31 protein-coding genes are annotated in these 25289 nt (G+C 25.9%); 7 read left to right on the top strand and 24 right to left on the bottom strand.

The window, feature by feature from the left end:
* Positions 1–129: 129 nt before the first annotated feature.
* From AC2A4K_RS06030 to AC2A4K_RS06015, 4 genes are all read right to left on the bottom strand, one after another.
* Entirely contained in the window at positions 130–2952 is a 2823-nt protein-coding gene (locus AC2A4K_RS06030; RefSeq protein ID WP_322503868.1) for a hypothetical protein, read from the bottom strand.
* The gene (locus AC2A4K_RS06025) at positions 2922–3995 is read right to left on the bottom strand and encodes an SIR2 family protein (RefSeq protein ID WP_322503869.1); all 1074 of its coding nucleotides are present in this window, start codon (positions 3993–3995) and stop codon (positions 2922–2924) included. The genes AC2A4K_RS06030 and AC2A4K_RS06025 overlap by 31 nt, the downstream gene beginning before the upstream one ends.
* A gap of 554 nt (positions 3996–4549) precedes the next feature.
* Complete coding sequence (locus AC2A4K_RS06020) at positions 4550–4876, bottom strand: hypothetical protein (protein ID WP_322503870.1); 327 nt, start codon at positions 4874–4876, stop codon at positions 4550–4552.
* A 14-nt stretch (positions 4877–4890) separates the two neighbouring features.
* The gene (locus AC2A4K_RS06015; protein WP_322503871.1) at positions 4891–6033 is read right to left on the bottom strand and encodes a hypothetical protein; all 1143 of its coding nucleotides are present in this window, start codon (positions 6031–6033) and stop codon (positions 4891–4893) included.
* Between the two features lie 268 nt (positions 6034–6301).
* Here AC2A4K_RS06015 and AC2A4K_RS06010 point away from each other — a divergent pair, with 268 nt between their 5' ends.
* Complete coding sequence (locus tag AC2A4K_RS06010) at positions 6302–6469, top strand: hypothetical protein (protein ID WP_322503872.1); 168 nt, start codon at positions 6302–6304, stop codon at positions 6467–6469.
* 169 nt (positions 6470–6638) lie between these two features.
* Here the strand turns inward: AC2A4K_RS06010 and AC2A4K_RS06005 are convergent, their stop codons facing one another.
* From AC2A4K_RS06005 to fliB, 5 genes are all read right to left on the bottom strand, one after another.
* The gene (locus AC2A4K_RS06005; protein ID WP_322503873.1) at positions 6639–6884 is read right to left on the bottom strand and encodes a hypothetical protein; all 246 of its coding nucleotides are present in this window, start codon (positions 6882–6884) and stop codon (positions 6639–6641) included.
* A gap of 86 nt (positions 6885–6970) precedes the next feature.
* Complete coding sequence (locus AC2A4K_RS06000) at positions 6971–7357, bottom strand: nuclear transport factor 2 family protein (RefSeq protein WP_322503874.1); 387 nt, start codon at positions 7355–7357, stop codon at positions 6971–6973.
* A gap of 536 nt (positions 7358–7893) precedes the next feature.
* Positions 7894–8073, bottom strand: coding sequence for an HTH domain-containing protein (locus AC2A4K_RS05995; RefSeq protein WP_322503875.1), 180 nt, complete (start codon positions 8071–8073; stop codon positions 7894–7896).
* A gap of 143 nt (positions 8074–8216) precedes the next feature.
* Entirely contained in the window at positions 8217–8753 is a 537-nt protein-coding gene (locus tag AC2A4K_RS05990) for an HD domain-containing protein (protein ID WP_322503876.1), read from the bottom strand.
* 197 nt (positions 8754–8950) lie between these two features.
* Complete coding sequence (fliB, locus tag AC2A4K_RS05985; protein WP_322503877.1) at positions 8951–10147, bottom strand: flagellin lysine-N-methylase; 1197 nt, start codon at positions 10145–10147, stop codon at positions 8951–8953.
* A 350-nt stretch (positions 10148–10497) separates the two neighbouring features.
* Between fliB and nanH the strand changes: the two genes are divergently transcribed.
* Both nanH and AC2A4K_RS05975 read left to right on the top strand, forming a co-directional pair.
* Positions 10498–11643, top strand: coding sequence for an exo-alpha-sialidase NanH (gene nanH / locus AC2A4K_RS05980; RefSeq protein WP_322503878.1), 1146 nt, complete (start codon positions 10498–10500; stop codon positions 11641–11643).
* Between the two features lie 1113 nt (positions 11644–12756).
* Entirely contained in the window at positions 12757–13053 is a 297-nt protein-coding gene (locus AC2A4K_RS05975; protein WP_322503879.1) for a YciI family protein, read from the top strand.
* A 352-nt stretch (positions 13054–13405) separates the two neighbouring features.
* Here the strand turns inward: AC2A4K_RS05975 and AC2A4K_RS05970 are convergent, their stop codons facing one another.
* Complete coding sequence (locus tag AC2A4K_RS05970) at positions 13406–14167, bottom strand: hypothetical protein (RefSeq protein ID WP_322503880.1); 762 nt, start codon at positions 14165–14167, stop codon at positions 13406–13408.
* Positions 14168–14511: 344 nt separating this feature from the next.
* Here AC2A4K_RS05970 and AC2A4K_RS05965 point away from each other — a divergent pair, with 344 nt between their 5' ends.
* Positions 14512–15246, top strand: coding sequence for a TIM barrel protein (locus AC2A4K_RS05965; RefSeq protein ID WP_322503881.1), 735 nt, complete (start codon positions 14512–14514; stop codon positions 15244–15246).
* A 199-nt stretch (positions 15247–15445) separates the two neighbouring features.
* Here the strand turns inward: AC2A4K_RS05965 and AC2A4K_RS05960 are convergent, their stop codons facing one another.
* From AC2A4K_RS05960 to AC2A4K_RS05925, 8 genes are all read right to left on the bottom strand, one after another.
* On the bottom strand, positions 15446–15568 hold the full coding sequence (locus AC2A4K_RS05960) for a glycine zipper domain-containing protein (RefSeq protein ID WP_322503882.1): 123 nt from the start codon (positions 15566–15568) through the stop codon (positions 15446–15448).
* An 80-nt stretch (positions 15569–15648) separates the two neighbouring features.
* Positions 15649–16461, bottom strand: a complete 813-nt coding sequence (locus AC2A4K_RS05955; protein WP_322503883.1) for a class I SAM-dependent methyltransferase — start codon at positions 16459–16461, stop codon at positions 15649–15651.
* Between the two features lie 259 nt (positions 16462–16720).
* A complete protein-coding gene (locus AC2A4K_RS05950; protein WP_322504313.1) occupies positions 16721–16999 on the bottom strand; it encodes a GNAT family N-acetyltransferase in 279 nt (92 codons plus the stop codon).
* A complete protein-coding gene (locus AC2A4K_RS05945; protein ID WP_322503884.1) occupies positions 17000–17188 on the bottom strand; it encodes a hypothetical protein in 189 nt (62 codons plus the stop codon).
* A gap of 119 nt (positions 17189–17307) precedes the next feature.
* Entirely contained in the window at positions 17308–17829 is a 522-nt protein-coding gene (locus AC2A4K_RS05940; protein ID WP_322504314.1) for a cysteine hydrolase family protein, read from the bottom strand.
* Positions 17830–18030: 201 nt separating this feature from the next.
* Complete coding sequence (locus AC2A4K_RS05935; RefSeq protein WP_322503885.1) at positions 18031–18498, bottom strand: ASCH domain-containing protein; 468 nt, start codon at positions 18496–18498, stop codon at positions 18031–18033.
* 45 nt (positions 18499–18543) lie between these two features.
* Complete coding sequence (locus tag AC2A4K_RS05930; RefSeq protein ID WP_322503886.1) at positions 18544–19386, bottom strand: MBL fold metallo-hydrolase; 843 nt, start codon at positions 19384–19386, stop codon at positions 18544–18546.
* 237 nt (positions 19387–19623) lie between these two features.
* On the bottom strand, positions 19624–19758 hold the full coding sequence (locus AC2A4K_RS05925; protein ID WP_322503887.1) for a hypothetical protein: 135 nt from the start codon (positions 19756–19758) through the stop codon (positions 19624–19626).
* A 268-nt stretch (positions 19759–20026) separates the two neighbouring features.
* Between AC2A4K_RS05925 and AC2A4K_RS05920 the strand changes: the two genes are divergently transcribed.
* Both AC2A4K_RS05920 and AC2A4K_RS05915 read left to right on the top strand, forming a co-directional pair.
* Positions 20027–20236 carry a hypothetical protein gene (locus tag AC2A4K_RS05920; RefSeq protein WP_322503888.1) on the top strand — a complete coding sequence of 70 codons (210 nt, stop codon included), beginning with the start codon at positions 20027–20029 and terminating at the stop codon, positions 20234–20236.
* A 9-nt stretch (positions 20237–20245) separates the two neighbouring features.
* A complete protein-coding gene (locus AC2A4K_RS05915) occupies positions 20246–20506 on the top strand; it encodes a hypothetical protein (protein ID WP_322503889.1) in 261 nt (86 codons plus the stop codon).
* A gap of 136 nt (positions 20507–20642) precedes the next feature.
* On the opposite strand, the gene AC2A4K_RS05910 is transcribed toward AC2A4K_RS05915, so the two are convergent.
* The 5 genes from AC2A4K_RS05910 to AC2A4K_RS05890 all read right to left on the bottom strand — a co-directional run bounded on the left by AC2A4K_RS05910 (position 20643) and on the right by AC2A4K_RS05890 (position 24268).
* On the bottom strand, positions 20643–20918 hold the full coding sequence (locus AC2A4K_RS05910; protein WP_322503890.1) for a hypothetical protein: 276 nt from the start codon (positions 20916–20918) through the stop codon (positions 20643–20645).
* 64 nt (positions 20919–20982) lie between these two features.
* Positions 20983–21372, bottom strand: a complete 390-nt coding sequence (locus AC2A4K_RS05905) for a hypothetical protein (RefSeq protein WP_322503891.1) — start codon at positions 21370–21372, stop codon at positions 20983–20985.
* A gap of 134 nt (positions 21373–21506) precedes the next feature.
* The gene (locus AC2A4K_RS05900) at positions 21507–21914 is read right to left on the bottom strand and encodes a hypothetical protein (protein ID WP_322503892.1); all 408 of its coding nucleotides are present in this window, start codon (positions 21912–21914) and stop codon (positions 21507–21509) included.
* A 138-nt stretch (positions 21915–22052) separates the two neighbouring features.
* Positions 22053–22511 (bottom strand): 4Fe-4S cluster-binding domain-containing protein, encoded by a 459-nt coding sequence (locus AC2A4K_RS05895; RefSeq protein ID WP_322503893.1) that lies wholly within the window; start codon positions 22509–22511, stop codon positions 22053–22055.
* Positions 22508–24268: a ribonucleoside triphosphate reductase gene (locus AC2A4K_RS05890; protein ID WP_322503894.1), complete on the bottom strand. Its 1761-nt coding sequence runs from the start codon at positions 24266–24268 to the stop codon at positions 22508–22510. The genes AC2A4K_RS05895 and AC2A4K_RS05890 overlap by 4 nt, the downstream gene beginning before the upstream one ends.
* Positions 24269–24693: 425 nt before the next feature.
* Between AC2A4K_RS05890 and AC2A4K_RS05885 the strand changes: the two genes are divergently transcribed.
* On the top strand, positions 24694–24990 hold the full coding sequence (locus tag AC2A4K_RS05885; protein WP_322503895.1) for a hypothetical protein: 297 nt from the start codon (positions 24694–24696) through the stop codon (positions 24988–24990).
* 106 nt (positions 24991–25096) lie between these two features.
* Here AC2A4K_RS05885 and AC2A4K_RS05880 read toward each other — a convergent pair whose 3' ends face one another.
* The gene (locus AC2A4K_RS05880; protein WP_322503896.1) at positions 25097–25267 is read right to left on the bottom strand and encodes a hypothetical protein; all 171 of its coding nucleotides are present in this window, start codon (positions 25265–25267) and stop codon (positions 25097–25099) included.
* Positions 25268–25289 lie beyond the last annotated feature (22 nt).

Here is a 25289-nt window from a genome sequence, read left to right as displayed (position 1 = left end):
ATATTATTATATTTCAAAAAACCTTCAGAATTACATTTTTATAAAACATTAACTTAAAGTTATTAAGTTAATCTATAATATTACTAATGCACTCCAACTCTCTTTATATATACTATTCAATTATAGAAATTATTTTATTTCTAATAAATAATCCCTAAACGGTGATTCTTCTTTATTGATTATAATCCACTCCTCTTTAAACTCATTAAAACATTCTTCTGATATTTTTTTAATTTTTTCACATAATTCAATAATATAGTTATCCCATCCATCAGACTTATAACATTTAATTACTTCTATTATGTCTTTTATATTATCCAAACTAATGATTCTTTCTAAATATCTACAGACGCTATATGAAAGACTTGAATTTGCTGGAATGTTTTTAATAACTTTTTTAAGATTTTTTACTATTATTTCATTTATAGAATCAAAATTAATCAAAACTATTATAGTATCTTCTATTAAATGAAATTCTGTCTCTTCCCATCTATGGCTCAATAATTTATCCCAAATCTCAATTATTTTTTCTTCATAAATTTTCTCATTATAACTAGAATCTAACTTTTTGCACGAATTTTTAAGATTAAATATTCTAACTATGGTATTTCTATCTAAATTGTATTTATTATTTATAATATCTAAATCTGATTCACTATATCCTAATAAGAATGCTAAAATATAATATTCTATTATGTTAGATCTCATACTTTCATCATTAATTTCATTATCAAAAACATGTAAAATAGTTGATTTCAACAAATTATATCTTTCTTCATCAATAACTCTGCAATATGCAAAACCACTTAAAAACATCTCTTTATCAATATCTTTCTCCATATTTGTTATAATATTTTCAGTAAAATCTTTATCGATTGCTATAAAGCTATACAACTTTTCACCTAAAAATATATAAAACTCTTTCGGAGATTTCTCTTTTCTATTTAGTATTAATTCCTCTATATATTCTTTTTCTTCACTAAAATCCTTTAATTTAAATGAAAATACTATTTCTAGCTCTAAAATACCTCTATGGATTGAATTTATAAAGCTTGTAAAATTATCATTTTTTCCAGCCAATATCTTTCTAAAATCATCTACATTAGAAATTTTAATCTCTAATTTATCTATAATTCTTTTATATATAAGCTTAATTTCTTTCTTATTGATGTCTATTTTATTTAAAATAGTTGTTAACACTGAACATATTTTCCCTACTAAGTGTTTTTTACTTATAGAATGTTTATTCGGTTCTTCATATATATTATCTAAATTTTCTAAATAATTATCTATTAGTATTAAAATATTCTCATAATAAAGTGAAAAATCATTACTATTCTTTTCAATTATTTTATTTAAATTATTAAAAATATAATACATCCATTCATAATTTTTAATATTATTAAGTAAATTTATATTACTCATAAATAAATCTACATTTCTTTTTAAACACTCAATAAATAATTTAACATCCTCTTCCAAATCATATTCAATCAAAAAATCTTTATGCTTCTTCTCCTTATATTCATTCATATATCTAACCCAATCATTTAAATTCATAGATTTAGATTCATCACTGTTAATTGAAGCTATCTTTTTTACCCATCCCCCTTCACACTTTCCTATTATTGGTGTCAATTCATAATCATGTTTCATTTTGATTTTTAAACTTTCAAGCTCTTTTTTTATAGTTTTAAAATTACTTAATTCTTTAAATCTCTTATATCTCCATTCTTTTATATATTCTTCATCTTTTTCTTCATCAATATAAACAAAATATTTTCCCTTGTTTATCATACCTAGTAAATTTCCTTCTTTAATTTCCTCAAGATTGTTATAACTATTTAATAATCTAAAAACCTCTTTTATCTCTCCTGAAAATTCACTATTTCTAATCATATATTCTAAATCAAAGCTTTTCTCATTAACTTTTCTAATTAAATATTCAAACATATTATTTTTCACCAAAAAGTATAATGATAACTTTTTAAGGAAATATACTTCATTTTCAAATAATTTATCTATTAAATAATTGCCAATATTATGTGATTTCGAAATATTAAACAAAATTTCTATTTTTTTATCATTCATTAAGTAATCATCATCAAAAACTGATGAATATGAATAATAATTTAATAAACTTGAAACTATTTTTTTAAGATCATCTTTATCAGTAGGCTCTATTATATCTTTTATATCATCTATCTGATCATATATATTTTTTAAACCTACAAATTTTATTACAAAATTTGTACTTTCATTAATTTTAGATTTAATAAATAACTCCTTATTTTTTAAACTTATTTTAAATTTCTCATTTTCACCTTCATTCTTTATATAAATAGTTTCATATTCTTCAATAAAATTATCTATAAATTCTAAATTATTAGTTTCTAATAAATATCTCATTAGTCTATCATTGTATAAAACTCTACACTCAGTAAATCTATCCTTAAACATCTGCTTAACTATTAACTTCAATATTATTTTATCGTTCTCTTTAAAAAAGTTAAATATAGAAAATTCTTCAAAGCTTCTTAAAAAAGTATCTACTAAAACCTCAATAAATCTAGTGTTTTTTGTTTTTTCTAATAAGACTTTAAGACTAAAATTATTTATTTTCTTATTATATTTAGCTATAAATATAATAAACTCATATATTGATACATTATTCATGCTACTTTCTAAGCTTAAATTATATAAATTTTCTATATCTTCATCTTTTATTTCATTTATCTTGTTGTAAATACTATTTGTATACCTTAATATTGCAAGTATATTGGTACTTTCAGAATTAAAATAATTGCTTTTTGATATATCCTCATAATATTCAAAATTTCCATTTATTTTTTTGAAAAAATCTGATTGTAAATCCTTATAAAATGTTAACTTTTTTAATAATTCTGTTAAGTCACTTGCTTTTAATTTATCATTTTTATCAGTTCTAGACATCTTTTATATCCTTCCTTTTTTTCTTCGATATCATTTTTTATTTCCTTAATCAATCTAACAGTATTAGTAATTTCATTATATCCCATCTTCGATTTACTATATGTACAAAGCTTAATACAATAATTATCTTCATAATATCTGCTTAAAAAGTCCAATTTCTCAATTTCATAATCAAAGGAATCAAGAATAAGTATCCTCTGTTTATCTGTTTTATCTAACTTATTTTTCTCACCTTCAAATAAATAATTGAGAATTTCTAACTCCTGTAAACTATAACCTAAAAAAATAACATTATATTCTTCAAATATTTTTTTTAAGAAATTTTTATATACATTTTCTCCACTCCAATATCTTACAATATAATCTTCATTAGAAACTATCATGGTACTAATTTCATTTATACTTCCATGAATATGAAATACTTGTCCTGATTTTATTATACTTGGATTACTATCTACTAACTTAAAATCTTTTTCACTATAAAAAACTTTATTTACACTTCTTTTAGAATCACTACTAATAATCTCATTATTATCTTCAGCTAAAATATCCAATATGTCATCATAATTTGTTGTTACATTTATCATATTTAAATCATAAATCTGCTTAAAAATTTCATTTTCAGCTTTTATTCGTTTTATTCTGTTTACTTTTTCCCTAAAATTAACAATTGATTTAAAATCTTTATTAGATGCCTCTGAAAGTTTATCAATATTAGCAATAGCATCAAACTCATTTTCATTATAAGAAATTTTAAAAATCTCTTCATACATTTTGTTTGCTCTTTCCTTTAGATTATTATCCTTATTTATATTATGTTTAGCCATAGATATTACTGTTCTAAAATTTTCTTTTTTTAATAATTCGTAAGTTTCGAAATTAATCTTATTATTATCTTTTAAAATATCTAAATGCATATATGCAAATTCTTCCCAAGTTGGTAACCCTAAATTTTTAGAAAATCCAGATCCTATAAAAATTACTTTTTCACTTTTATCATCATCAAAAAATTCACTTAAACATCTTTTAAATTTTTCTTTCAAAACTATTCACCTCTTATAATAAATTAAAAAATAACGAGCAAACCTATAGCTAATTATATAATATATTGTATATTTTTTAAATTTATAAAGAATTTTAACATTAATTTTAGTTATATCAAAAAAGAATATATGTTACTTAAGCATATATTCTTTCTTTAATACATCAAATTTTCCTAACTAACTAATATCAAGCTGTATCTTGACCAATATATTATAAAAATTCCTCTTAACTTCTTTCCTTACATAGAATATTATTCTTAAAATAACTACTATTTAATAATTTTTTATCTCATAAAGGCTTACCATACAAAATAAAATTAAGTAAATAGATATAATCCAGTACCCACTTTTGATTTTATTTAAATAATCATCTAATATTATTATTGAAAACAAAGTTACTAAAATTTTGACCACTAACTCTGGCATAAAGAGAATACAAACCTTAATGTTAATAATTAAAATTTGATCAACTCCTAAAGTAATTAGTAACATTAAAGTTCAAAAAATTCAAAACCATCCAATAAATATATTCCCATAGAATTTTTTCTTTAATTTTAATACATTCCTTTCCCTCGCATTATTAAAATAAGAACTAATATTAAGCTATATCTTGCCTTATCAGAGAAGAAAAAGAATATCAAACTTAATATGGTGTATCTTAAAGCCAACTTCTTATTATATTTAAAGTAAATAATGCTGAGTATGAATATAATTAAATTTAAAATCATTAAGCAATCTATTATTAAATTTAAATTCTCATATAGTGTTGTGAAATTAAAGAATATAAATGCTGTACAAATAAACTCTATTATTAATCCCATGAATATTACTCTATCCATGTTTATTTCAATATTAGATTTTTCCCTTACTACCTTCTCCATAATAGATCCTCCCCTTACTTTCTTTTAACAACCTTCATTCTATGTGAAGCCTCACTGCCTAACTCTATGCTTCCCTTTTGCTCTAGGGTATTTTCATCATATATAAATAACTTTGAATCCTTAGTTAACACAAACACATAGCCATCAAGATTTTCTATATAGCTTATATTCTTTACATCATCAACTAACTTTTCAAACTCAAGTGTCTCCTTATTAAAAAGAAGGAATCCATTATTTTCATTATGAACTTTTCCATTTAATATATACTCATACTTCTCATTTCCATAGAAGTTGCTATTCATGTCATAAGGGACCTCTTTTCTCTCTTTGATTTCTCCTTGATTATCCATAAGAATAACTTCATTTTTATCTAAATCTCCATTTTCTTTAAAGGTTAAATTACTAAAGATTACATTGTTCCCCTTAGAATCCTGACATAGGGCATTAACCACATTACCTATGGCCTCTTTACTAACTACTCTTCCCTCTAATGTCTTTCTATTTATGGCATATAAACTTCTGTCTTGTGCATCTTTAAATCCTAACTTATTAGCACCTTCTAAGCTTAGAATTATCTCTTCCTCTCCAACATAATAATCCCTAATATATCCCTTTAAATAAAGTTCATTAATTGTCTCTTTACTATTACTATCAATTACTTTAAGCTTTAACCCTGGAGAATCCTCTGGTTGAATAGTAACATTCTGCTCAAGAAAAATCCTATTATTTTCACCATCACTTATTATGGTCTGTGGATCTCTTATATCATCAAACTCTATTTCATCCTCTAGCTTACCCTTATTAAAAATTAAAAGTCTATTTGCTCTTTCATAATTTTCTATATCCCTTGAATAAGGAACATATATTTTCCCCTCTGAATCCTTCTCAATAAAGAAAAGATTAGCCGAAGCATACTTTACATTGATATTATCTATCTTTGAGTATTGAATATTATCTTTCTCAATATCCTCAATTTGAAGAAGCATTAATCCATTACTATCTGTTATATAGATATCATATAATGAGTCCTCAGAATAACTTTTCTCAATATTTCCTTTACTTATAATAATTCCTACCTGCCGCTTAACACTTGGCCCTATAGCAATTAAAAACACTATTATAAGCGCTGCTATAAATACTTCCTTTTTATGTTTCATAATTCCCCCTTAATTCTCTCTCCCTATTATTTCTTTACAAGGTCTTATAATACTCTCAGATAAAAAAGATAAATTAAGTAACTTATTAAATTCAATAACCATCCTGATTCATCTAAGAGCTGATACGTACATATTACCATTTATTTTATAAATTTACTATATTTTCAATTAATTTGACATAAATTTTATAAGGAACATTTTTTTCTTAAACCAACACTGATTTAAAACATAACCAATACTCTTAATAATATGTAATAAAGGAGATTTTATGAAAAGAAATATAAATAAAAGCTTTGAAACTCTATGTGCCATCTTTATACTTTTCTCTCTGCTACTTTTTAAAAATGCACTTTTAATAATGTTTTTATCCTTAGCACTTCTTATCTTTGGATTAGTTAGCTTATTTAAAAATAACTCAGTTAAAATGAAATCTTAAAAAACACAAAACAAGGGTATATATCAAGACCACTTAAAATAAAACTTATAAATAGTATGAAGAAACTCTTCTAGCTTCTCTTTAGAATTTAAGCTAGTAATATTTATAAGTTTTATTATTTAAGTTTTGATACAGACCCTTGTCCATAATTAAACCTTATTTTATTTAATTATCTTTTTCTACTATGTATAAACAAAATTGTCACTACTATAAACCCTAATGCTCCAAATATTATTCCTATAACACCACCGGCTCTAGCTGTGGCTGAATCAATCATGGAATGAGTTTTAATACTATAATGAGCTTCTCCATGCATTGCACCATATAATCCACTTAGTATAAAACTCATAAGAAATATAACACAAATTATGAAACCAAAGGGTGTCATCTTCTTGTTCTTATTATTATCATCCATATGTTACTTCTTAATTAAAGAACGTGCCCTAATCCTTTCTCTAACTAAAACTCCTCATTCTTTACCTTATACTTTTATCTCTAAATCTAGTTCCTTATTCTCTCATTAGGCAGTAAAGTTCCCTGATTAAAAAATATCTTCCATTTTCCATTCTCTTCTTTCCATATGGAGCTACGAAGAAAATATCTCTTTCTTTCATCAATTTCATCATGTTTTACTACCTTATAAGTGGCTAACACGCAATCTTCTGATAATTCTCTTACTTCAAAGTTGAAAATCTCCCAATCTAAGTTTTTATAATCATCCTCAGCTTGAAATATATCTCCATTTTTATAGTGATATTCACTTCCCGAGCTACAGAATTCAACAAAATCATCTGCTACTATTTCATTTATTTTTTCTGCTGATTTTCTCACATCAGCCTTTAATAAATCATTTTCTAATTGAAATATTTCTTCTCTAACAGAATTCATATTATCACCTCCATATTACCCTCTATTTTTTTCTAATTGTTCTTTAAGTCTTTTCTATACAAGCTATGTATTTTTCTAAGCATTAAAGTTCTCTCTTCCGTACCTCTCTAATGTTCAATCTATTAATCTGTCATAAGTAATTTTTATGTCTTGGTCACTTTCTCTAGGCATAATTTTCCTCGAAATTCTTCCTAACTAAAAAATATTACTTTAAATACTCAATTAATCTTCCTTATACAAAATATTTTACTAATGAAAAATTACAAAATGAAGGCAAATAACAAATAATCTCAAAAAAATATAAAACAAATTTATTTCTTCTAAATACTCTTTATTTAAAATAAACTAAAAATAAAGCAGTTACAAAACAAAACTAAAATTTTGTCTTATAACTGCTTAAAAAAGGTTCTTTAATTTTTACTGTAGAACTTTGATTTTTAGATAGCTTTTAATTTACTTGTCGAGTAATAATTTGTATACATTGGGCAGATATATACTGCTAACTAGAAATCAAAATACACTTAAAAGAAAGCCTATTATTTATTAACTGAATAAAAACATCTCTTTGGTGAGCTTATTTTTTCTTCTTTCTTTAAATCTTTTATTGCTTTATCCACATCTTTTTTGTCTATTCCTGCTTTTTCAGCAATTTCTCCACCTTTTAATGGTTCTTCGGAGTTAGTTAATACTTCTAATACTTTTTCTTTAATGTCCATAATTTTCCCTCCTTGTAAAATAAATTCTCTCTATCTCTATTATAGACCTTAAAATCTTATTTTAAAATAGTAATTATTAATAAATATAAATTATTTTATATTTACTTCCCCAAAATATATTCATTTATATGTTGAAAAAATTGTTAACTTACTTCAGCTAATAGGCTATTATATTTTTCATTTAATTTATTCCATATATATTCTTTCTCTATTAAGTCTTTTGATATATTTATAAAACTCTTCATCTTAAATAAGAGCCACTCTCTTGTCTCTATATTGCTTACAAATTGAATATAATTACTATTATCAAGAATATCCACCGCTTTTACAATTAATGCTTCTTTTCCATAAGTCGCACACCTATTAAACATATCCTTAAATTGTTCGGTTTTATCATCAATTAAAGTATTAAAGGAGTTTGAAGATACTATATTGGTTATCTTTGTCCCAAAGTTATCCTGTAAATCACTTTCTGAAGTTTCAGTGTCCTCTAAAATGTCATGTAATAAACCTGCTAAAACAATATCTTCACTATACCCTAACTCATATAAATAGAAACCAACTCTAATACTATGAAGAAGAACAGACTTATTATTATGTCCTGTAGTATTTAATGCAATAGAAAGGTATTCAATTGCACTGTTCATTAATCTTTCCAAATTAAGATTTATATTATTCATTTTTTCATCTCCAAATCACAATAAATGGTAATATTAACATTATAGATTACACTATAATATACTTCAATTGTTCTACATAACTAAATATGAACACTTATTTGAAACAGAACCTAAATCTAAAACTAAAAAAACTCCATTTGAAATTTTATATTATTCAATGGAGCTTTTTAATTTAAACTATTTATTTTTTGGTTATTTTAAAAGTCATTCATTAATATAGTTATTATTTCATCAACTTCAAAGATATCCTTAGTTTCAAATATTTCTTGTAGATCTTCTATATTCTCATCTGAATGCTCTATATCCTTAGAATAAATACGGCTAACTTCAACCATATCCTCTTCAGTAAACTCACCTTTATCTATAAATCTTATTACAGATAGCTCCTTAATCATTAATGTACTGATTATAGCTAACTTTATTTTTGCAGACATATCATAGTCAAAGATAGCTTTCATGAAGTATCTAAATATGAAATAAACTAATATGTTCTTAAACTTGTATAAGTTCTCTTTATAATACTCATTAAACTCTCTATGTTTCTCAACATAGAACTCTTCTCTTCCCTCTAAATACTTTAATCCATTATCTAATCCCAGTGGATCATTAGAATTTATATGCTTTATGCTTTTATATACATTAAAATATTCATATAGGTTAGTGTATTTTGCACTTTCTTTTCTTTTGTAATTATCTAAATCCTTTATAAGTTTATTTAAGAACTTCTCTTCTTTATATTCTTCAATAACATCTTCTATTTCATCCATGTTACCTAAATCTATTTTATTTTGAACTTCTTTAACAAATTTAAGTGTTAGTGCTGCTTTTGTTCCTAAATCTAAATCAGCATGTTCCATAATGTTAAATACAACATCCCTACACCCTAAAAAGTCTGAAAGAACCTCTTCATCAATACCTTCGTCAAAGTAATTTTCGCCCTCATTAAAATCATTCTCTTCTCTATTATCCTCACAAATCTCCTCTTCGCTTAACTGAAAAGTATTATTTTCAGGCTTTCTTAAAATAATTCTTGCAGCCTCTGGACAGGATAGAGATATGCCTATTTCTCTTAAGTCCAAAAACTCTTCAGTATATCTTGGAAATTGCTTACAAGTGTGACAAAGATGCTCTTCTCCAAGATTAATATAAATATCACACATCTTGTCCTTATTTAAGAAAGAACAATTTCCATTATTCAGAAGAAAAACATTATCTCCATCATCATCTTTAACTATCTTACTTCTTAAGATTTCTCCAAATTCACCCTCAACATTCTCATAATAGTCATGGGTTTCATCATCAATAACAATTCCCCATCCAGCACAACAAGTATCTTCACACTCTGACGCTATACATTTAAAATCATTAAAATAAATCGGTACTCTTACTTTCATTTTCTTCCTCACAGTTTATACTAATTCTAAGTCTTACCTTTTAATTATATCAAAAAATATAAGTCCTTTGTTTAATACCACATATTTAAAAATATTTCCTATTTTATACTCTTTCTAAACTCTTGATTTCTCCTCTCAAAAGCTATTATTTTTATGAAAAACTCTAAAAATAATTATATTTACATTATTGCATAGTAAAGAAATCCAAATACTGTTATAATTTATTTGAAAAAATTCTATATTTTTCAAAATAGAGAAGTTTTTAATAATTAGGTTTCCATGCCTATTTATATCAAAAATAACTTTTAAATGAATGGGTAAATTTGAATTTTATGGAGGAGATTATATTTATGTGTAACAAAAATAATACATTTGAAAAGAATCTAGATATAAGCCATAAGCCAGAACCAATAAAGCTATTTGACAAGAATAATAACATATGGGATTCAAAGTATTTTAGAATTCCCAATATACAATTATTAAATGATGGTACAATTTTAACCTTTTCAGATATTCGTTATAATGGTCCTGATGACCATGCTTATATAGACATAGCTTCTGCACGTAGTACTGATTTTGGGAAGACATGGAGTTATCAAATAGCAATGAAAAATAATCGTATTAACTCTACCTACTCTCGTGTAATGGACTCCACAACAGTTATTACAAATACAGGTAGAATAATATTAATTGCAGGTTCATGGAATACAAATGGAAACTGGGCAATGACTACTACTTCCCTAAGAAGTGATTGGTCTGTTCAAATGATTTATTCTGATGATAATGGATTAACTTGGTCTAATAAAATAGATTTAACTACTAACTCCTCAAAAGTAAAAAATCAACCAAGTAATACAATTGGATGGCTAGGAGGTGTTGGCTCAGGTGTTGTAATGGCTGATGGAACAATAGTTATGCCAGCACAAATTTCATTAAGAGAAAATAATGAAAATAACTATTATTCATTAATTATCTATTCAAAGGATAATGGTGAAACATGGACAATGGGAAACAAAGTTCCTAATTCAAATACTTCTGAAAATATGGTTATAGAATTAGATGGAGCTTTAATTATGAGTACAAGATATGATTACTCTGGTTATAGAGCAGCATACATCTCTCATGATTTAGGAAACACTTGGGAAATATACGAACCTTTAAATGGTAAAATTTTAACTGGTAAGGGATCTGGATGCCAAGGTTCATTTATTAAGGCTACTACCTCAAATGGCCATAGAATCGGCTTAATTTCAGCACCTAAAAACACTAAAGGTGAATATATAAGAGACAATATTGCTGTTTATATGATTGATTTTGATGATTTATCTAAAGGAGTTCAGGAAATATGTATTCCTTATCCTAAAGATGGTAACAAATTAGGTGGTGGATATTCTTGTCTATCATTTAAAAATGGACATTTAAGCATTGTTTATGAAGCTAACGGAAATATAGAATATCAAGACTTAACACCTTATTACTTACTAATTAATAAATAATAATAAAATATCACACTATACTAAAAAAATCACACTAATTAATAAGACGCAACAAAATTTAAGACTAGAGGAGAATTTATAAAACAAATCCTTCTCTAGTCTTATCTATTACTAAAAATATTTCTAATTTTTCTAGAAGTAATTTTAATTTTTTCTTTCAAAGCGATTCCCTGTATTGGCATATATTATTGTAAATATTATTGAAGCTATTAAGTTAACTATCTTTTCACTAATATAAATCATCCTCATTTATGATAAAATATAAAAAAGATTTAAAGCTTACTCTGCTCTAAACCTTTTTCATTCTAACATATACATAATAATTCTCTTTTCTAATCCTATTTATATTGTCTATTTGTTTTTATTATTTTAAATCCTCTTTTTCATCATATCCTAAAAATGCTACCTTAGCTAAAACTCTCACTAAATCAATTGCTTTTTTCATAATAACTTCTCTCCTTATTAACTCTTTAATTTCAACTTTCTTATTTATTTATCCACTTAAATTCTAACTTTTTATTAGCTTGTCCACTTATTTTTTCTATTATCTTAAATCTTCTTTTTCGTCATATCCTAAGAATGTTACCTTAACTAATACTCTCATTAAATCCATTACCTTTTTCATAACTTACTATCTCCTTCTTAATTCTTTAAATTTAACTCTCTTATTTATCTACTTAAATTTCAACTCTTTTATAAGCTTGTCCAGTTTTTTATTATCTTAAATCTTCCTTTTCGTCATATCCTAAAAATGCTACTTTAACTAATACTCTTACTAAATCCATTGCTTTTTTCATAATCAAATCTCTCCTTTTTTATCTCTTAATTTCTCTTTTTGGTTGTTTCCCTCAACCCTTGATTTAATTATATATTCATAAGTAAAAATCTCATATTTAAGTTGATTACAACAAAATTACATATTTGAAAGGTAATATTTCTTTTATGTCATCTAAATTAACTATCCATAAATTATTATGATAGAAATATATAAGAAATATTTTAGTAAGCACCTATTAAACAATATAGTAAATATAGTAAATATTATTAAATACTATCTATTATTCATTATTGGTTTATAATATAGTTATGATATTTAGTTTAGGAGGATAACAAATGAAATATTTTATTGTTGAAGGTATACTAAAAAATTCAGAGAAGATTAATGAAAATATTATGAAAAAACATATGGCTTATACTCAAAAAGCAATGGATGAAGGAATGATATTAATGTCTGGTCTTAAGTCAGATATGAGTGGAGGTATCTTTGTTATTAAATCAGAGTCTATAGAAAAATTAGAAGCTTATTTATCAAATGAACCTTTTAAGCTTTACGGGATACAAGATTATAAATTTGTAGAATTTAATGCTCATTACTTTAATCAATCCCCAACTGAATGGTTTAATAAGTAAAAAGTAATATCTATTTCATATTTTAATAAATTAAAGTTTTCTTGAATCAAAAACTAAGCATAACCAATTCTCAATTTCAAAGAAAAAAAGATTTAAAGCCTACTCTGCTTTAAATCTTTTTCACTCTAACATATACATAACATTTACCTTTTCTAATTCTATTTTTTATACCTCATCATCTTTTGTCTTATTTTAAATCTTCTTCTTATCATATCCTAAAATGTTACCTTGACTAATACTTTCATTAAATCCATTACTTTTTTCATAATTAAATATCTTTTAATGAAATATAAAATTAGATGATTAATAAAATTAAAAAATTGAAACTGCTTCACATACCTTCAAACCTAACTTAATTTTTAAATTCATCATATATTTCAAAGTCTATTTTATCAGCTACTAACATATTATTTTCAAATTTATACTCTACTTTTACTTCTCCAACATATGATATGAAAGAAACCTGACCACCTATAGTAGCTTTTAGCTTTCCATTAGTAAGTTCATAACTTATGTTATTACCAAAATAAAGATCATTACCCCAATGCTTTTTAAATAAAGATTCATTATAAAGCATATTAATATGTTTACCACCAATATTAGTCTCTTTACCATTGATGTTAATACTAATATCAACCCTATCCTTAGCTTTATTTACTTTTGTTTTAACATTTTTAGCTATAATATCAAGAGGATTTTGAACCTTAATCTCTTCTAAAGTATCACTATTAAATATGTGTACTTCTTCAACATGAACCCCTGTTCCTGTCCATTTAGTTGTTATAACTATTAACTCTTTTTTATTATCATTATTAATGTCACTTAATATTAATTCAGGTCTAAAAGACAAACCAGAGTCAACAATCCAATTGAAAATCTTCTGTTTTCCTTTAACATCAAGAAGTATCTCCTGATATACGCCTTTTCCTTCATCAGAATCTAAAGCATATAAGTATATATACTCTTTAGGTATTGCTGCTAATACTACTGGAGGATCTGAATTACTCCTATAATTGGATTTATAAATAGTTTTCCCACTAACATAGGTATTCATCAAAATTGAAATCATTATAAAACCTATGAAAAGTATAAAAGCCCCTTTATTTTTAAACACCCAAATCACCTCAGTGTATTTTTTGCATTTCACTTTATAATTATTAAATAATGGTACTAACCCAATTTAAAAGTCTATTTTTCTATGTATTTAATTCTTGACTATCAAATAAACAATTAACTAAAAATCCACCACATAAATAAAGGGAATTTTCTTATTAAATAGAAAATAATATTATAAACTCTAAAATAGCCAGTATTCATATTGTCCTATTTCAAATAATAAAATTTAGAAAAATGAAAGAATCTAATGATCCTAAAGTATATAGCAAAACTTTTTATGGGCTATCCTTATGAAGAAAAAGTTATAATATATAGACAAAAATGAGATTGGAGATGTTAATCATGATACAGTTAGGTTGCTTAGCACGCTTTTTTAATAGATATGAAGATGAAGTTAAGTTTGCAAAAGAAAGTAACTTTGACTTCATGCAACTATGGTATGACAATAGAGGTATGTGTTTGCATGAAGATGATAAGGACTTTATTGATACTATAAACAAGCATAACTTTACCACAATTATTCATGCAGTTTTAAACATAAATGAATTTAAAGAACACATACCTAAATTATTAGATATTCTAAATAAACTAAATCATAAGGAGTTAATAGTTCATCCAATATGTGAAAATGAAGAAATAAACGAAGAAACATTAGACAAGTTAGATAAAAATATTAAGTATGCTTTAAATATACTTACTCCAAGTGGGATTACTCTATTCTTAGAAAACAATAGCAAGCTAGATCCAATCTTTACAACTACTGATGAAATTAAAGAAATATTTATCCAAAATAATGATTTAGAGTTCTTATTGGATATTGCTCATATAGATAATATGAATCATCTACAAGAAATGATTAATGTCAAAACACCCAAAATTCTTCACATTTCAGACAGACATTTTGATGTAGTTCATGAGCACTTACCCCTAGGACAAGGAGATATAGATTTTCAATACATATTTAGCAATTTATTGCCTGAATATAATGGAAAAATAATATTAGAGGTCGTAAATAAAGATTCAGATATACTACACTCTAAAGATTTAATTAAGAGCTTACTAAACACACCAAATTAATATAAATGAACCATATTTATCTTATTCAAAACATAAAAAAGAGATGTCTATGCCATGTATTATTATTTAAGATGCAAAGTAGTCTATTTTGCATAAAGTCACATTGAAAATCTTAACCTAAATTCAATCAAAAATAGAGCAAAGTACATATCTTTGCTCTATTTTAATTTAACCTGTTAATATAAATTGGAATTTACTTTTATTTATTTTTATTTTTTCCACTATCTAATCCTACTCCAATAGCTAAATTATCAAACACTAAACTAAAAGCAACACCTAAGCATAGCCCTAATCCTACATAACTTATATTTTTATTTTTCATATCTTTTCCCCTACAAATTCCTATTTATCAATTAGTTTAATGAATAATCTTACTTTTAATAAAAAATCTATACATAAAATTTATTCAAGATTTGTAGCTTTTAAAGAAAATATCAATGGTATAGTATCCCCTTCAGAAAATCTCCACCAACCTTCACTATCTTGTTTCATATTCATAAAATACTGATCATCACAAAATGGAAATTCATGAAGATACTCTAATTTTAGATTTGTTGAACACACTGCATTGATTATATCACTTAATGTATATTGCCATTCATAACTTGGAACCTCTACTATCACATCTTTATTTGCATAGTCTTCACTAGGTTCACAATATACTGGTTCATTACCCTCTCTAAAATATGATTTAGCCACACTTAGAGTCTTTCCATCCAATTCATCTGTCATCATCATACTAACTGGATGCCCATCCATCAAATAAAAAATACCATTGGGTTTTAAATACCCTTCTACTATTTTCATAAATTTATCTATATCATATAGCCAACAAATAACTCCATGTGAAGCAAAGACCATATCAAATTTTTCATCTAATATTTCTCTAATATTATAAACATCGCTACAAATAAAAGTCGCAGATAAATTACTTTCCTTAGCAATCTGATTTGCAACCTCTATTGATTTTGATGAAATATCCACCCCAACAACCTCAGCACCTAATCTAGCTAATGAAAGTGTATCTAATCCTATATGACATAATAAATGTAAGATCTTTTTTCCTCTAACATCACCAATTTCATCAATATGAATTTTTTTTAGAGATGATTTTCCTTTAATAAATCCGTTAATGTCATAATATCCTTTAGGCGACTCATTATGTATTATAGCTGCAGCATCCCAATGTTCTTTATTAAGCTTATTGTAATTCATACTCTCTCCTCCCCTTGTTACCATAAACGTATTAATACTGATTATCTATATCCTTATCTATGTAACAAATTTAAAGATTCCTATTTCCCTTTTTGAATAAAAAATACCATTTCACCCATTGTACCATATAATTAAATTAATGTAATATAAAACCAATATACTCTTATAAAAAAGAGCTTCATCACCTGAAACTCATTTATCAATTCACCTAATAATATATTTATAGTGTTCATAACTGGCCTTAACTTCAATACAATTGCTACTTATTTTTAAACTCCATAAACCTTCTATATGTTACTAAGCCAACTGACTCATAAAACTTTAATGCATCATCATTAAATTCCCACATATCTAATTCTATTTTATCAAACTTTTTAGCAGTAGCTTCTTTCTTAATAAAGTCAAACAACTCAGTTGCTACTCCTTGTCGTCTATACTTTTCATCTACACCAAATTCATTTATATGATAAAATCTCCTTGCTAAATTATATGGTGATTCTGATTTTTCAACATAGTCTACACATGCAAATCCACATATTTAATTATCTCTAAGAGCTACAATCACATCTGAATTATCACTTTCCCATAAAGTATAAATAAAATCTTGTAACTCTTTGCAAAATCCATCTTTAAAAATATCTGGACGCCCATTACAATGTACTTCATTTACAATTTTTCTAAGTTCATTAACTCTTTCTAGTTCTTCTCTAGTTGCATATCGTATCATAAAACCCTCTCCTATTTGTATTTATTCTTGGTTTTCTATATCATAGCAAAGTAAACTTCTTCGCCACTTAAAATCCAAGTAAAAAATTCATACTTTTTCCACTAGTTCTTGAATTTTAACTAATACATTTTTCTAATTGTTTCATCCACCGAAATACACTCTGCATATCTACCATTCCACATAAATTTATTATAATATTTATAACTTTTTTCCGCTGTCATAAATTTACTATTAACTGTTGTATTCGCATATGCTGGCACTATAATATTAAATCCATGTTCAAACCCGCATTTTATAGTAGCATCAATACAATAGTCAGTTTGAAGTCCTACAATGATTATTTTCTTTTCACCTTTATCTCTTAAGTATTCTAACAATCCTGTACCTTTAAAGGCACTATTAACCTTCTTATCAAATACTTTTTCTCCATTAATTGGTTTAAACTCTTCATATATTTCAAATCCGTCAGTTCCTTCTGTTAACTCACTTCCCTCTCCATCATCATGACGTACATATATTACTTCAATATTATTTTTCCTAGCATTACTTATTATTTTTTTAACATTATATACAAAGGTATCAAATTCATATAGTTCCTCATTTGTTATTAATTTTTGTGTATCAATTACTAGTAAAACCATTCTAATCTCCTTTTCAAATTCACACAGTTCATTCTTTTCTTTCAAAACGATTTCCTGCGTTGGTATATATTATTACAAAGATTATTGAGACTATAAGTACTGTAATTCCAATATTAAATAATATCTTCATCATAAAAACGTCACTCAATACAAACAATGTTATGCAGAAAGCAATAATAAATATAAGTTTGTCCATAAATTTTACTTACTAAACACCATTTTAAAATCTTCAAATACAACTGGCATGTCCTCTGTAAAGTTATAACCTAACATACTTCCTTCGCTAGAAAAGATTTTAGTATGCCCTTCGATCCATGACTCTAAATTTTTATCTTCTCCTTCTCTTTTGCATATATCAAAAGTAATATCTTTAAAAGGAATAATCATCACATTTGTAGTCTCTATCACACATTTAGGAATACCTTCCCAATCTGTAACAACGCTTAAATCACCGACCTGCGGTATTCTTTCTCCTTCAATTTGATACGCCAACAAGCTACTAGATGTTGCTTTTTTTTGTCCTATAAGTACTAATCTAAGTAATTCATTTGCCCATTTTTCAGTTAATTCAAAATGAAAGTACTCTATATATTTAGTATCTTTACTTCTATTTGTTTTCAATAAAAAATCTTCCCAAAATTCATTAATTATCTTTATTTTTTCACTCATACTTTCTCACTCTACAAATACCCATTTTATTACTTAATAGAATTATTACACTTCTATTTTCATTCCATCATATGCAAACTCTATGCCATCTAGCTCTTTTTCAAGTTGAACATAGTCATCATAAGATTTACCCCAATCCTCTTCTAGATGAGTTATGATTACTCTTTTAATATTATATTTACTTTTTAAATCCTCAATTTCATTCATGGTAAATAACTCATCCCTTAAAGGATTATCTTCTTTTAATAAGAAACCATCTTTTAATACATCTCCTACTATTGTGTTACCTATGACTAAACAATCTGCATCAAGAAACAATTTACTTTCTGGAAATGGCTTAACATCACAAGGTGCATATATTAGTTTCTTTCTTTCTTTTTCAAAAACAAATACTGTTGCATGATTTACTTTTAGAAAACTTATCTCTACCCCATGAATAAACACTTTATCATTTACACTTTTCCTATTAATAAGATTTCTCACATTCTCATAGTAGTCTAAATACGAACCATACTCAAAGCCTATTGAATTTATACTTTTCATAACATTGTCTAATGCAAAAACTTCTATTGGATTTTCACAATTCTTACCACAAGATATATCTAGCCAATTAAGTCTAAGGTGTTCAAAAACCCTCATTCCTAAAGTATGATCTGGATCAACATGACTAAATAAAACTCTCTCAATCTCATTTATGCCACAATAATTTATTCCATAAGCAATATCTTCTGGTGTATCAACCAAAAGGTTTATATCTTCTAAAAACAAACTACACCCACATCTTGAATAAGGCTTTCCCTTACTCCTTGCCTCTTTACAAACCTCACAATTGCATAATGGCTTAGGCAGTGAAACACATCCTCCACTTCCAACGATCTTAAAATTCATCTTTCTCATTCCCCCTTAAAGCTTAAAAAATAATAAATACTGTTTTTACATAAAAATACTTGCTTACTTTATCATTAAAAGTTCTTTTAATTTTATATTACACTCATAATAGCATATTTTTCCATAATTAATAATAAAAAAAGATTTAAAGCTTACTCTGCTTTAAATCTTTTCATTCTAACATATACATAATATTTACCTTTTCTAATTCTATTTTATAACTCATTATCTTTTTTCTTACTTTAAATCTTCTTTTTCATCATATCCTAAAAATGTTACCTTAGCTAAAACTCTCACTAAATCCATTGCTTTTTTCATAACTAATCTCTCCTTTTGTATCTCTTTATTTCTCTTTTGGTTGTTTTCCCTCAACCCTTGATTTAATTATATATTCTTAAACTTAAATCTCATATTTAAGTAGATTACACTTAGATTACATATTTGAAAGATAGTTTTTAAGTAATGTCACACTTCTTATTAGTAATAAAAACTTCTAAACTTTACCCATTAGTTCTATAAAAAATATAAGAAGTTTTACATATATAATTGTTATTTAAAAAAAGAAAAATTAAGAATAGATCATTAATTTATGTTAATATAATATTATGAAAATTTACCCAAAAACATTTAGGAGATACTTATGAAAAAAATTAAATACTTATTCAAATATAAAAAAGTAGGAATGTATTTTGTTATATTTAGCTTTGTATGCTCTATAACTAGCTTTATAAAAGTGTTTAACTATAGACTTACATTTTCAAAAATATTAAGCTTTTTATCTGGAGTTTTATTTTTAGCAGGCTCAATATATTCTCTTTGCTATTATTTGAAAGATTTAAAGAATAATTAGGAGGCACTTATGAAGGAAAGATTATCATACATATTTGAATTTAGGAAAAAAAAGATATTTACATGTACTTTGATATTTGTATGCTTCATATTAAGCATTTTTAGTACGTTATATACTACTTCATCACACACTAAGATACTTAACATATTATCAATACTATGTTTTTTAGCAGCTTTTATTACCTCTCTTTTTAATTTATTTAAAAAGCCAACTGATAATAAGACAAATAATAGTTCTAAAAGTAAGGTAAGTAAAAAATCTAAACGCTAAAGAATTAAAGAAACTTATAATCAATATAAAAATAATGTATGAATAAATATATTAATTTAAAGTTATTATATTTATCCATACATATTCTATTCTCTATATCGTTTTAAAATTTCACATCAAATAACTCTAATTTTTTTCAAGCTAGTTTAGTAATTTTTATTCCTTTTAATAGAGCAATTAAAGCTCCAATTCTTAATCCTGAAAATAAATTTTCAATATTGTTAGATTTAATTAAAGTATCTAAAGTCCCACTGGTTAATATGAATACAGTAAAAATAATAGCTATATTTATATACGCTCTTATAGGTTTTTCATTAATATAATCAAGAAAAGAACAACTCTTGCATAACTTCATTACTAAGAAATAAGCTACAAAGTACCCAGGTCCAAAATATAATGAAAACTCAAGCATAAAACTTCTCCCCCCACAACCACATGCAAATTTCTCTATAAATATTAACCTCTATTTTTTTAATTTATTGATTGCTTTTTAATAGTACTGAATTATTGAAATGTTTTGAATTCAAGAATGTGTACATAGCAACAAAAGCAGAATAAATTGTGTTTCCTATAAATGGTTGACTGACATAATTAATTGCTTGAAATAAACTTATAAAGAAAAAGGCTATAGAATAGACTAACATACTCCAATATCCCCATTTTCTTTGCTTTAAATATCCATAAGCTATTACTGCGGAAATTACAATTAATAATATTTGCACTAATCTTTCTGACATAAAAGGTACTGCAAATCTCACATTAAATGCAACATCTTGCTCAACATTTAATGTAAGTAGCACTGCCAAAGCACCAAATATTTGAAACCAACCAATAAATTTAATTCCCCCAGGATTTTTCCCCTCCATTTTAACACCTCCAACCAAATACCTTTTAGCTTGTTTCTATTTTAAATTGTTATATACAGTATATCTCACTTAAAGTATTCAAATAATACTTTTTGTAATTATTTACATTTAATTTGTTTTTAATCATACATATTTTATTCTCTTTTACTTAATTCAATAATTTCTTCTTGGTTATTCCATTTCATAATCACATTTAACTTATCTTTATTTTTATATTTTGATATATCTCCATATAAGTTCTTATCATAATCATCTTCTAAAGTAAAACCTCCTAATTTTTCAGATAACTCACCATATTCTAAAACTCCTCCACTAGTATTACCAGATAAATATTCAATATTAAAAGTAACCTCTAAAGGTAATTCTTCCTCACCTATATACTTGATATTTACCATAAACTTATCATCTTCATCAAATTTCATTATGGACTCCCAATGTAAATTTTCTCCCTCATAAGATACTTCTCTTACCTTCTTGCCATTGCACCCTATTATAATAATACAGAGCACAACCACTATAAATATTATGAAATATTTTCTCACTTCTTTGCCTCCTTTTAGTCAAAGTAATCTACACTTATTTCTTACTTTTTTCAGTATTATAATATGATAAATTACAATATTATTACAAATAAAAAAGCCTATATACTTAATTCATGTATATAGACTCTTTTTCATACTCTATCTTCTTATTATCTTTTGGTTTGAAGTGGCTAGCTTAACATCATATTGGATATTGTTACTTACCTTTAACTTTTCATCATACCTTCCAAACTTAAAGTACATATCTCCCTTTAGATTATATATATCTGGAAACTTTTCTTTAAACTTCTCTTCACTAAGTCCAGAATAAACTATAACCTTAAGCTTTCTCTTTCTTGCTGAATTAACCATGGCTCTTAGTTCCTTAGGTTGAAGTGACCATTCAAGACCTGCAAGTATGATTCCTTCATTAAAAGGGTCCTTTGTTACTTCATCCAATATTTCTTCTGAATCCTTCTCTATGTTTGGTAATTCCTTTAGATGCTGATTAAAGCACCCTTTGCAGTTTAAATTACAATCTACCGCACTTATTAGTGCGCCTATAAAGGGAGCATCCTCCACTCTCTCATGAACGATGCCCTTTGTTTTTATAATCATAGGCTTAACTGATTTCTATCCTTAAACTCTGATTTTTTACCATCATTGAAGAATTCAACTTTTCTTAAGTAGCCTGTTATTCTTTGATATAAATCTAATTTTTTGCCACATATAGGGCATTCTTCTACTTTTTCCTTTACGTATCCATGCTCTTCACAATATCTATTTAAAGGAGAAATGCTTACATAAGGTGTTCTATATTGCTTACAAACTGTCTTTACTATGTGTTTTGCCTTCTCTCCACTTATGGCTCCATCACAGTAAATATGGACAACAGTTCCTCCTGTGAATAATACTTGAAGCTTATCTTGATGATCAAATAATTGCTTTAAGTTTTTAACCTCACTAGGTGGCATATGACATGAGTTTGTATAGTATGGGTACTCTCTTCCTCCTCTAACTATAATGTCCTCAAAATCCTCTACATCCTTCTTAGCTAACCTGTAACATGTTGATTCTGCTGGAGTAGCCTCAAAGTTATAAAGATTTCCTGTTTCCTCTTGGAAGTTTATTAACTCTTCTCTTATGAAGTTACAAACCTTCATTGAGAATTCCATTCCCTCTTCAGTTAATATGTTCTTTCCATTAAAGTTTTCACACATCTCATTTAATCCAACTATTCCTATAGTACTAAAGTGATTTTTAAGTGTTCCTACATAAGTTGAGAAAGCTGGTAACATATCTTTATTTATGATATTCTCATTAAGCCATTTTCTCTTCTTCTCTAAGCTATCCTTTGCTATAACTAAGATTTCTCTTAAAGCACTGAAAAACTCTTTCTCATTATTTTTATGCTTGTATGCTACTCTTGGTAAGTTTATTGTAACAACACCTATACTTCCTGTGCTATCTCCACTTCCAAAAAGACCACCGTTTCTTTTTCTAAGCTCTCTTAAATCAAGGTTTAATCTACAACACATTGATCTTACATCACTTTGATCCATATCTGAATTCACAAAGTTTGCAAAGTAAGGATAACCAAACTTTCCTGTCATCTCAAATAACATATCATTATTTGGATTATCAAAGTCAAAGTTACTGTTTATATTGTAAGTTGGTATTGGATAAGAAAATGGTCTTCCATCATAATCCCCTTCATTCATAAGTTCATAGAAGGCTCTATTTAACATGTCCATTTCCTTTTGACATTCCTTATATGTGAACTCTTGAATTTCCCCTCCAATTAAAGCAGGATCATTTTCTAAATCCTTTGGTGGGAAAAGGTCAAATGTTATATTAGTGAAAGCTGGTTCTGCTCCTGCTCTACTATTACTATTTATACTAAATATGAAGTTTTGTAGATTTTGCTTAACTTCTTCATAAGTTAAATTATCACTTTTTATATACGGTGCTAGTAATGTATCAAAGGAGTTAAAGGCAACTGCTCCCATAATCTCATTTTGATATATTGTAACTAGGTTTGCTATTTGGTTTAATATGGCATCAAAATGTTTTGCTGGGCTACTAGTTGGAATATTAGGGATTCCTTGTACTCCCATAAGTATTATATTTCTTAATGAATATCCGCAGCAGTAAAGAGTTAATCCTCCTAAATCATGAATATGCATATCTCCATTTCTATAAGCATCTATTATTCTCTTCTCTTTATAAACCTCATTAAGCCAATAATCCTTAGAAACTTCAGCTATTATGTGCTTATTAAGACTTCCAAAGCTGTATGGTGAATTGGAGTTTTCATTGACTCTCCAATCTATTTTTTTAATATAATCATCTACTATTTTCTTACTAGATAACATATTTTTCACATCCTTTTTTCATATCCCTCTTGTTTTATACTGACATTATACATCAGTCCAAAATGTTATAATAAATACTCATATACCTATATAGTCATAATCAATTAGTTATTTGTTTTTTTTGGAAACACCTCTAATCTCTCATGCAATCTAAGTTTCTCCCAACTCACAACTTTTCTAAAAAATTTTAACCAAAATTATCCTAAATTACTCAGAATCATAAGAGAAACTAGTCTTTTCCTTGATTCTAAAAAAACAAAAATTTTTTATATAATTTTTTAAATTTATCCCTCAATTTAATATTTCCCCTCCTAAAATCAAACAAATTTTACATGATTTTATGTATTTTTTTTACAATCACTAATATTATTAACTAAGAAATATATAATTCATATATAATAATATATTATTTATTGGAGGAAATAATGAAAGATACTCTAAATACAAAGAAATGGGGATTAGGAAGTTTTTCATTTCTAATTTCTATATTTGCAATTATGTTTTCCTTTACCTATATAAATGGTAAATACCTAGGACAATATATATTTAACACCTTAGAAATATCTTTTCCTTATGAACTTACATCTTTAATACTATTAGTTATAGCTATTATTCTTAGTTCTAAATATAGTGAGGACAAGTTTGCAAAAGCAGGAAAAATTTTATCCCAAGTAGTAATTTCCTTAATATTAATTTCAGCTCTCCTTACTGCATTGCTTTAATTTTTAGCTATATTTTAAATTAATATTGTTTTTCATATATCTTCTTTCTACCTAAGCAAATTGTACCTATTACCGACTAAACAAATAAAACATTAATTTACACCTCTTATATTTCCTCTTCACTCTCTTTAATTTCCTCATTAACCTTATAAGCCTTAATAAAACAAAGTACTGCCAATAGGATATTTACATATGGAACTATTATTGTTATTTGAATAAAAAAGATTAATAAAACCCCACCAATTATCCAGAGGTTTCGTTTCATAGATAAACTCATTATATTCTCAACCCCTTTTTAT

This window comes from Clostridium sp. LIBA-8841, assembly GCF_057782475.1.
Note: the sequence above shows the minus strand (reverse complement) of the source record. Positions and strands in the feature narration are given on the sequence as shown.

Excerpts from the sequence above, each read along its gene's own strand:
- fliB (WP_322503877.1), bottom strand. The coding sequence starts at position 10,147 with ATGAAAGTAAGAGTACCGATTTATTTTAATGATTTTAAATGTATAGCG.
- AC2A4K_RS05940 (WP_322504314.1), bottom strand. The coding sequence starts at position 17,829 with ATGGTTTTACTAGTAATTGATACACAAAAATTAATAACAAATGAGGAA.
- AC2A4K_RS06030 (WP_322503868.1), bottom strand. The coding sequence starts at position 2,952 with ATGTCTAGAACTGATAAAAATGATAAATTAAAAGCAAGTGACTTAACA.
- AC2A4K_RS05995 (WP_322503875.1), bottom strand. The coding sequence starts at position 8,073 with ATGGACATTAAAGAAAAAGTATTAGAAGTATTAACTAACTCCGAAGAA.
- AC2A4K_RS05930 (WP_322503886.1), bottom strand. The coding sequence starts at position 19,386 with ATGAATTTTAAGATCGTTGGAAGTGGAGGATGTGTTTCACTGCCTAAG.
- AC2A4K_RS05895 (WP_322503893.1), bottom strand. The coding sequence starts at position 22,511 with ATGATTATAAAAACAAAGGGCATCGTTCATGAGAGAGTGGAGGATGCT.
- AC2A4K_RS06015 (WP_322503871.1), bottom strand. The coding sequence starts at position 6,033 with ATGAAACATAAAAAGGAAGTATTTATAGCAGCGCTTATAATAGTGTTT.
- AC2A4K_RS05915 (WP_322503889.1), top strand. The coding sequence starts at position 20,246 with ATGAAGGAAAGATTATCATACATATTTGAATTTAGGAAAAAAAAGATA.
- AC2A4K_RS06000 (WP_322503874.1), bottom strand. The coding sequence starts at position 7,357 with ATGAATTCTGTTAGAGAAGAAATATTTCAATTAGAAAATGATTTATTA.
- AC2A4K_RS05885 (WP_322503895.1), top strand. The coding sequence starts at position 24,694 with ATGAAAGATACTCTAAATACAAAGAAATGGGGATTAGGAAGTTTTTCA.
- AC2A4K_RS05935 (WP_322503885.1), bottom strand. The coding sequence starts at position 18,498 with ATGAGTGAAAAAATAAAGATAATTAATGAATTTTGGGAAGATTTTTTA.
- AC2A4K_RS05975 (WP_322503879.1), top strand. The coding sequence starts at position 12,757 with ATGAAATATTTTATTGTTGAAGGTATACTAAAAAATTCAGAGAAGATT.
- AC2A4K_RS05920 (WP_322503888.1), top strand. The coding sequence starts at position 20,027 with ATGAAAAAAATTAAATACTTATTCAAATATAAAAAAGTAGGAATGTAT.
- AC2A4K_RS05965 (WP_322503881.1), top strand. The coding sequence starts at position 14,512 with ATGATACAGTTAGGTTGCTTAGCACGCTTTTTTAATAGATATGAAGAT.
- AC2A4K_RS05945 (WP_322503884.1), bottom strand. The coding sequence starts at position 17,188 with ATGATACGATATGCAACTAGAGAAGAACTAGAAAGAGTTAATGAACTT.
- AC2A4K_RS05960 (WP_322503882.1), bottom strand. The coding sequence starts at position 15,568 with ATGAAAAATAAAAATATAAGTTATGTAGGATTAGGGCTATGCTTAGGT.
- AC2A4K_RS05880 (WP_322503896.1), bottom strand. The coding sequence starts at position 25,267 with ATGAGTTTATCTATGAAACGAAACCTCTGGATAATTGGTGGGGTTTTA.
- AC2A4K_RS05955 (WP_322503883.1), bottom strand. The coding sequence starts at position 16,461 with ATGAATTACAATAAGCTTAATAAAGAACATTGGGATGCTGCAGCTATA.
- AC2A4K_RS06005 (WP_322503873.1), bottom strand. The coding sequence starts at position 6,884 with ATGGATGATAATAATAAGAACAAGAAGATGACACCCTTTGGTTTCATA.
- AC2A4K_RS06020 (WP_322503870.1), bottom strand. The coding sequence starts at position 4,876 with ATGGAGAAGGTAGTAAGGGAAAAATCTAATATTGAAATAAACATGGAT.
- AC2A4K_RS05890 (WP_322503894.1), bottom strand. The coding sequence starts at position 24,268 with ATGTTATCTAGTAAGAAAATAGTAGATGATTATATTAAAAAAATAGAT.
- AC2A4K_RS06010 (WP_322503872.1), top strand. The coding sequence starts at position 6,302 with ATGAAAAGAAATATAAATAAAAGCTTTGAAACTCTATGTGCCATCTTT.
- AC2A4K_RS05990 (WP_322503876.1), bottom strand. The coding sequence starts at position 8,753 with ATGAATAATATAAATCTTAATTTGGAAAGATTAATGAACAGTGCAATT.
- AC2A4K_RS05905 (WP_322503891.1), bottom strand. The coding sequence starts at position 21,372 with ATGGAGGGGAAAAATCCTGGGGGAATTAAATTTATTGGTTGGTTTCAA.
- AC2A4K_RS05910 (WP_322503890.1), bottom strand. The coding sequence starts at position 20,918 with ATGCTTGAGTTTTCATTATATTTTGGACCTGGGTACTTTGTAGCTTAT.
- nanH (WP_322503878.1), top strand. The coding sequence starts at position 10,498 with ATGTGTAACAAAAATAATACATTTGAAAAGAATCTAGATATAAGCCAT.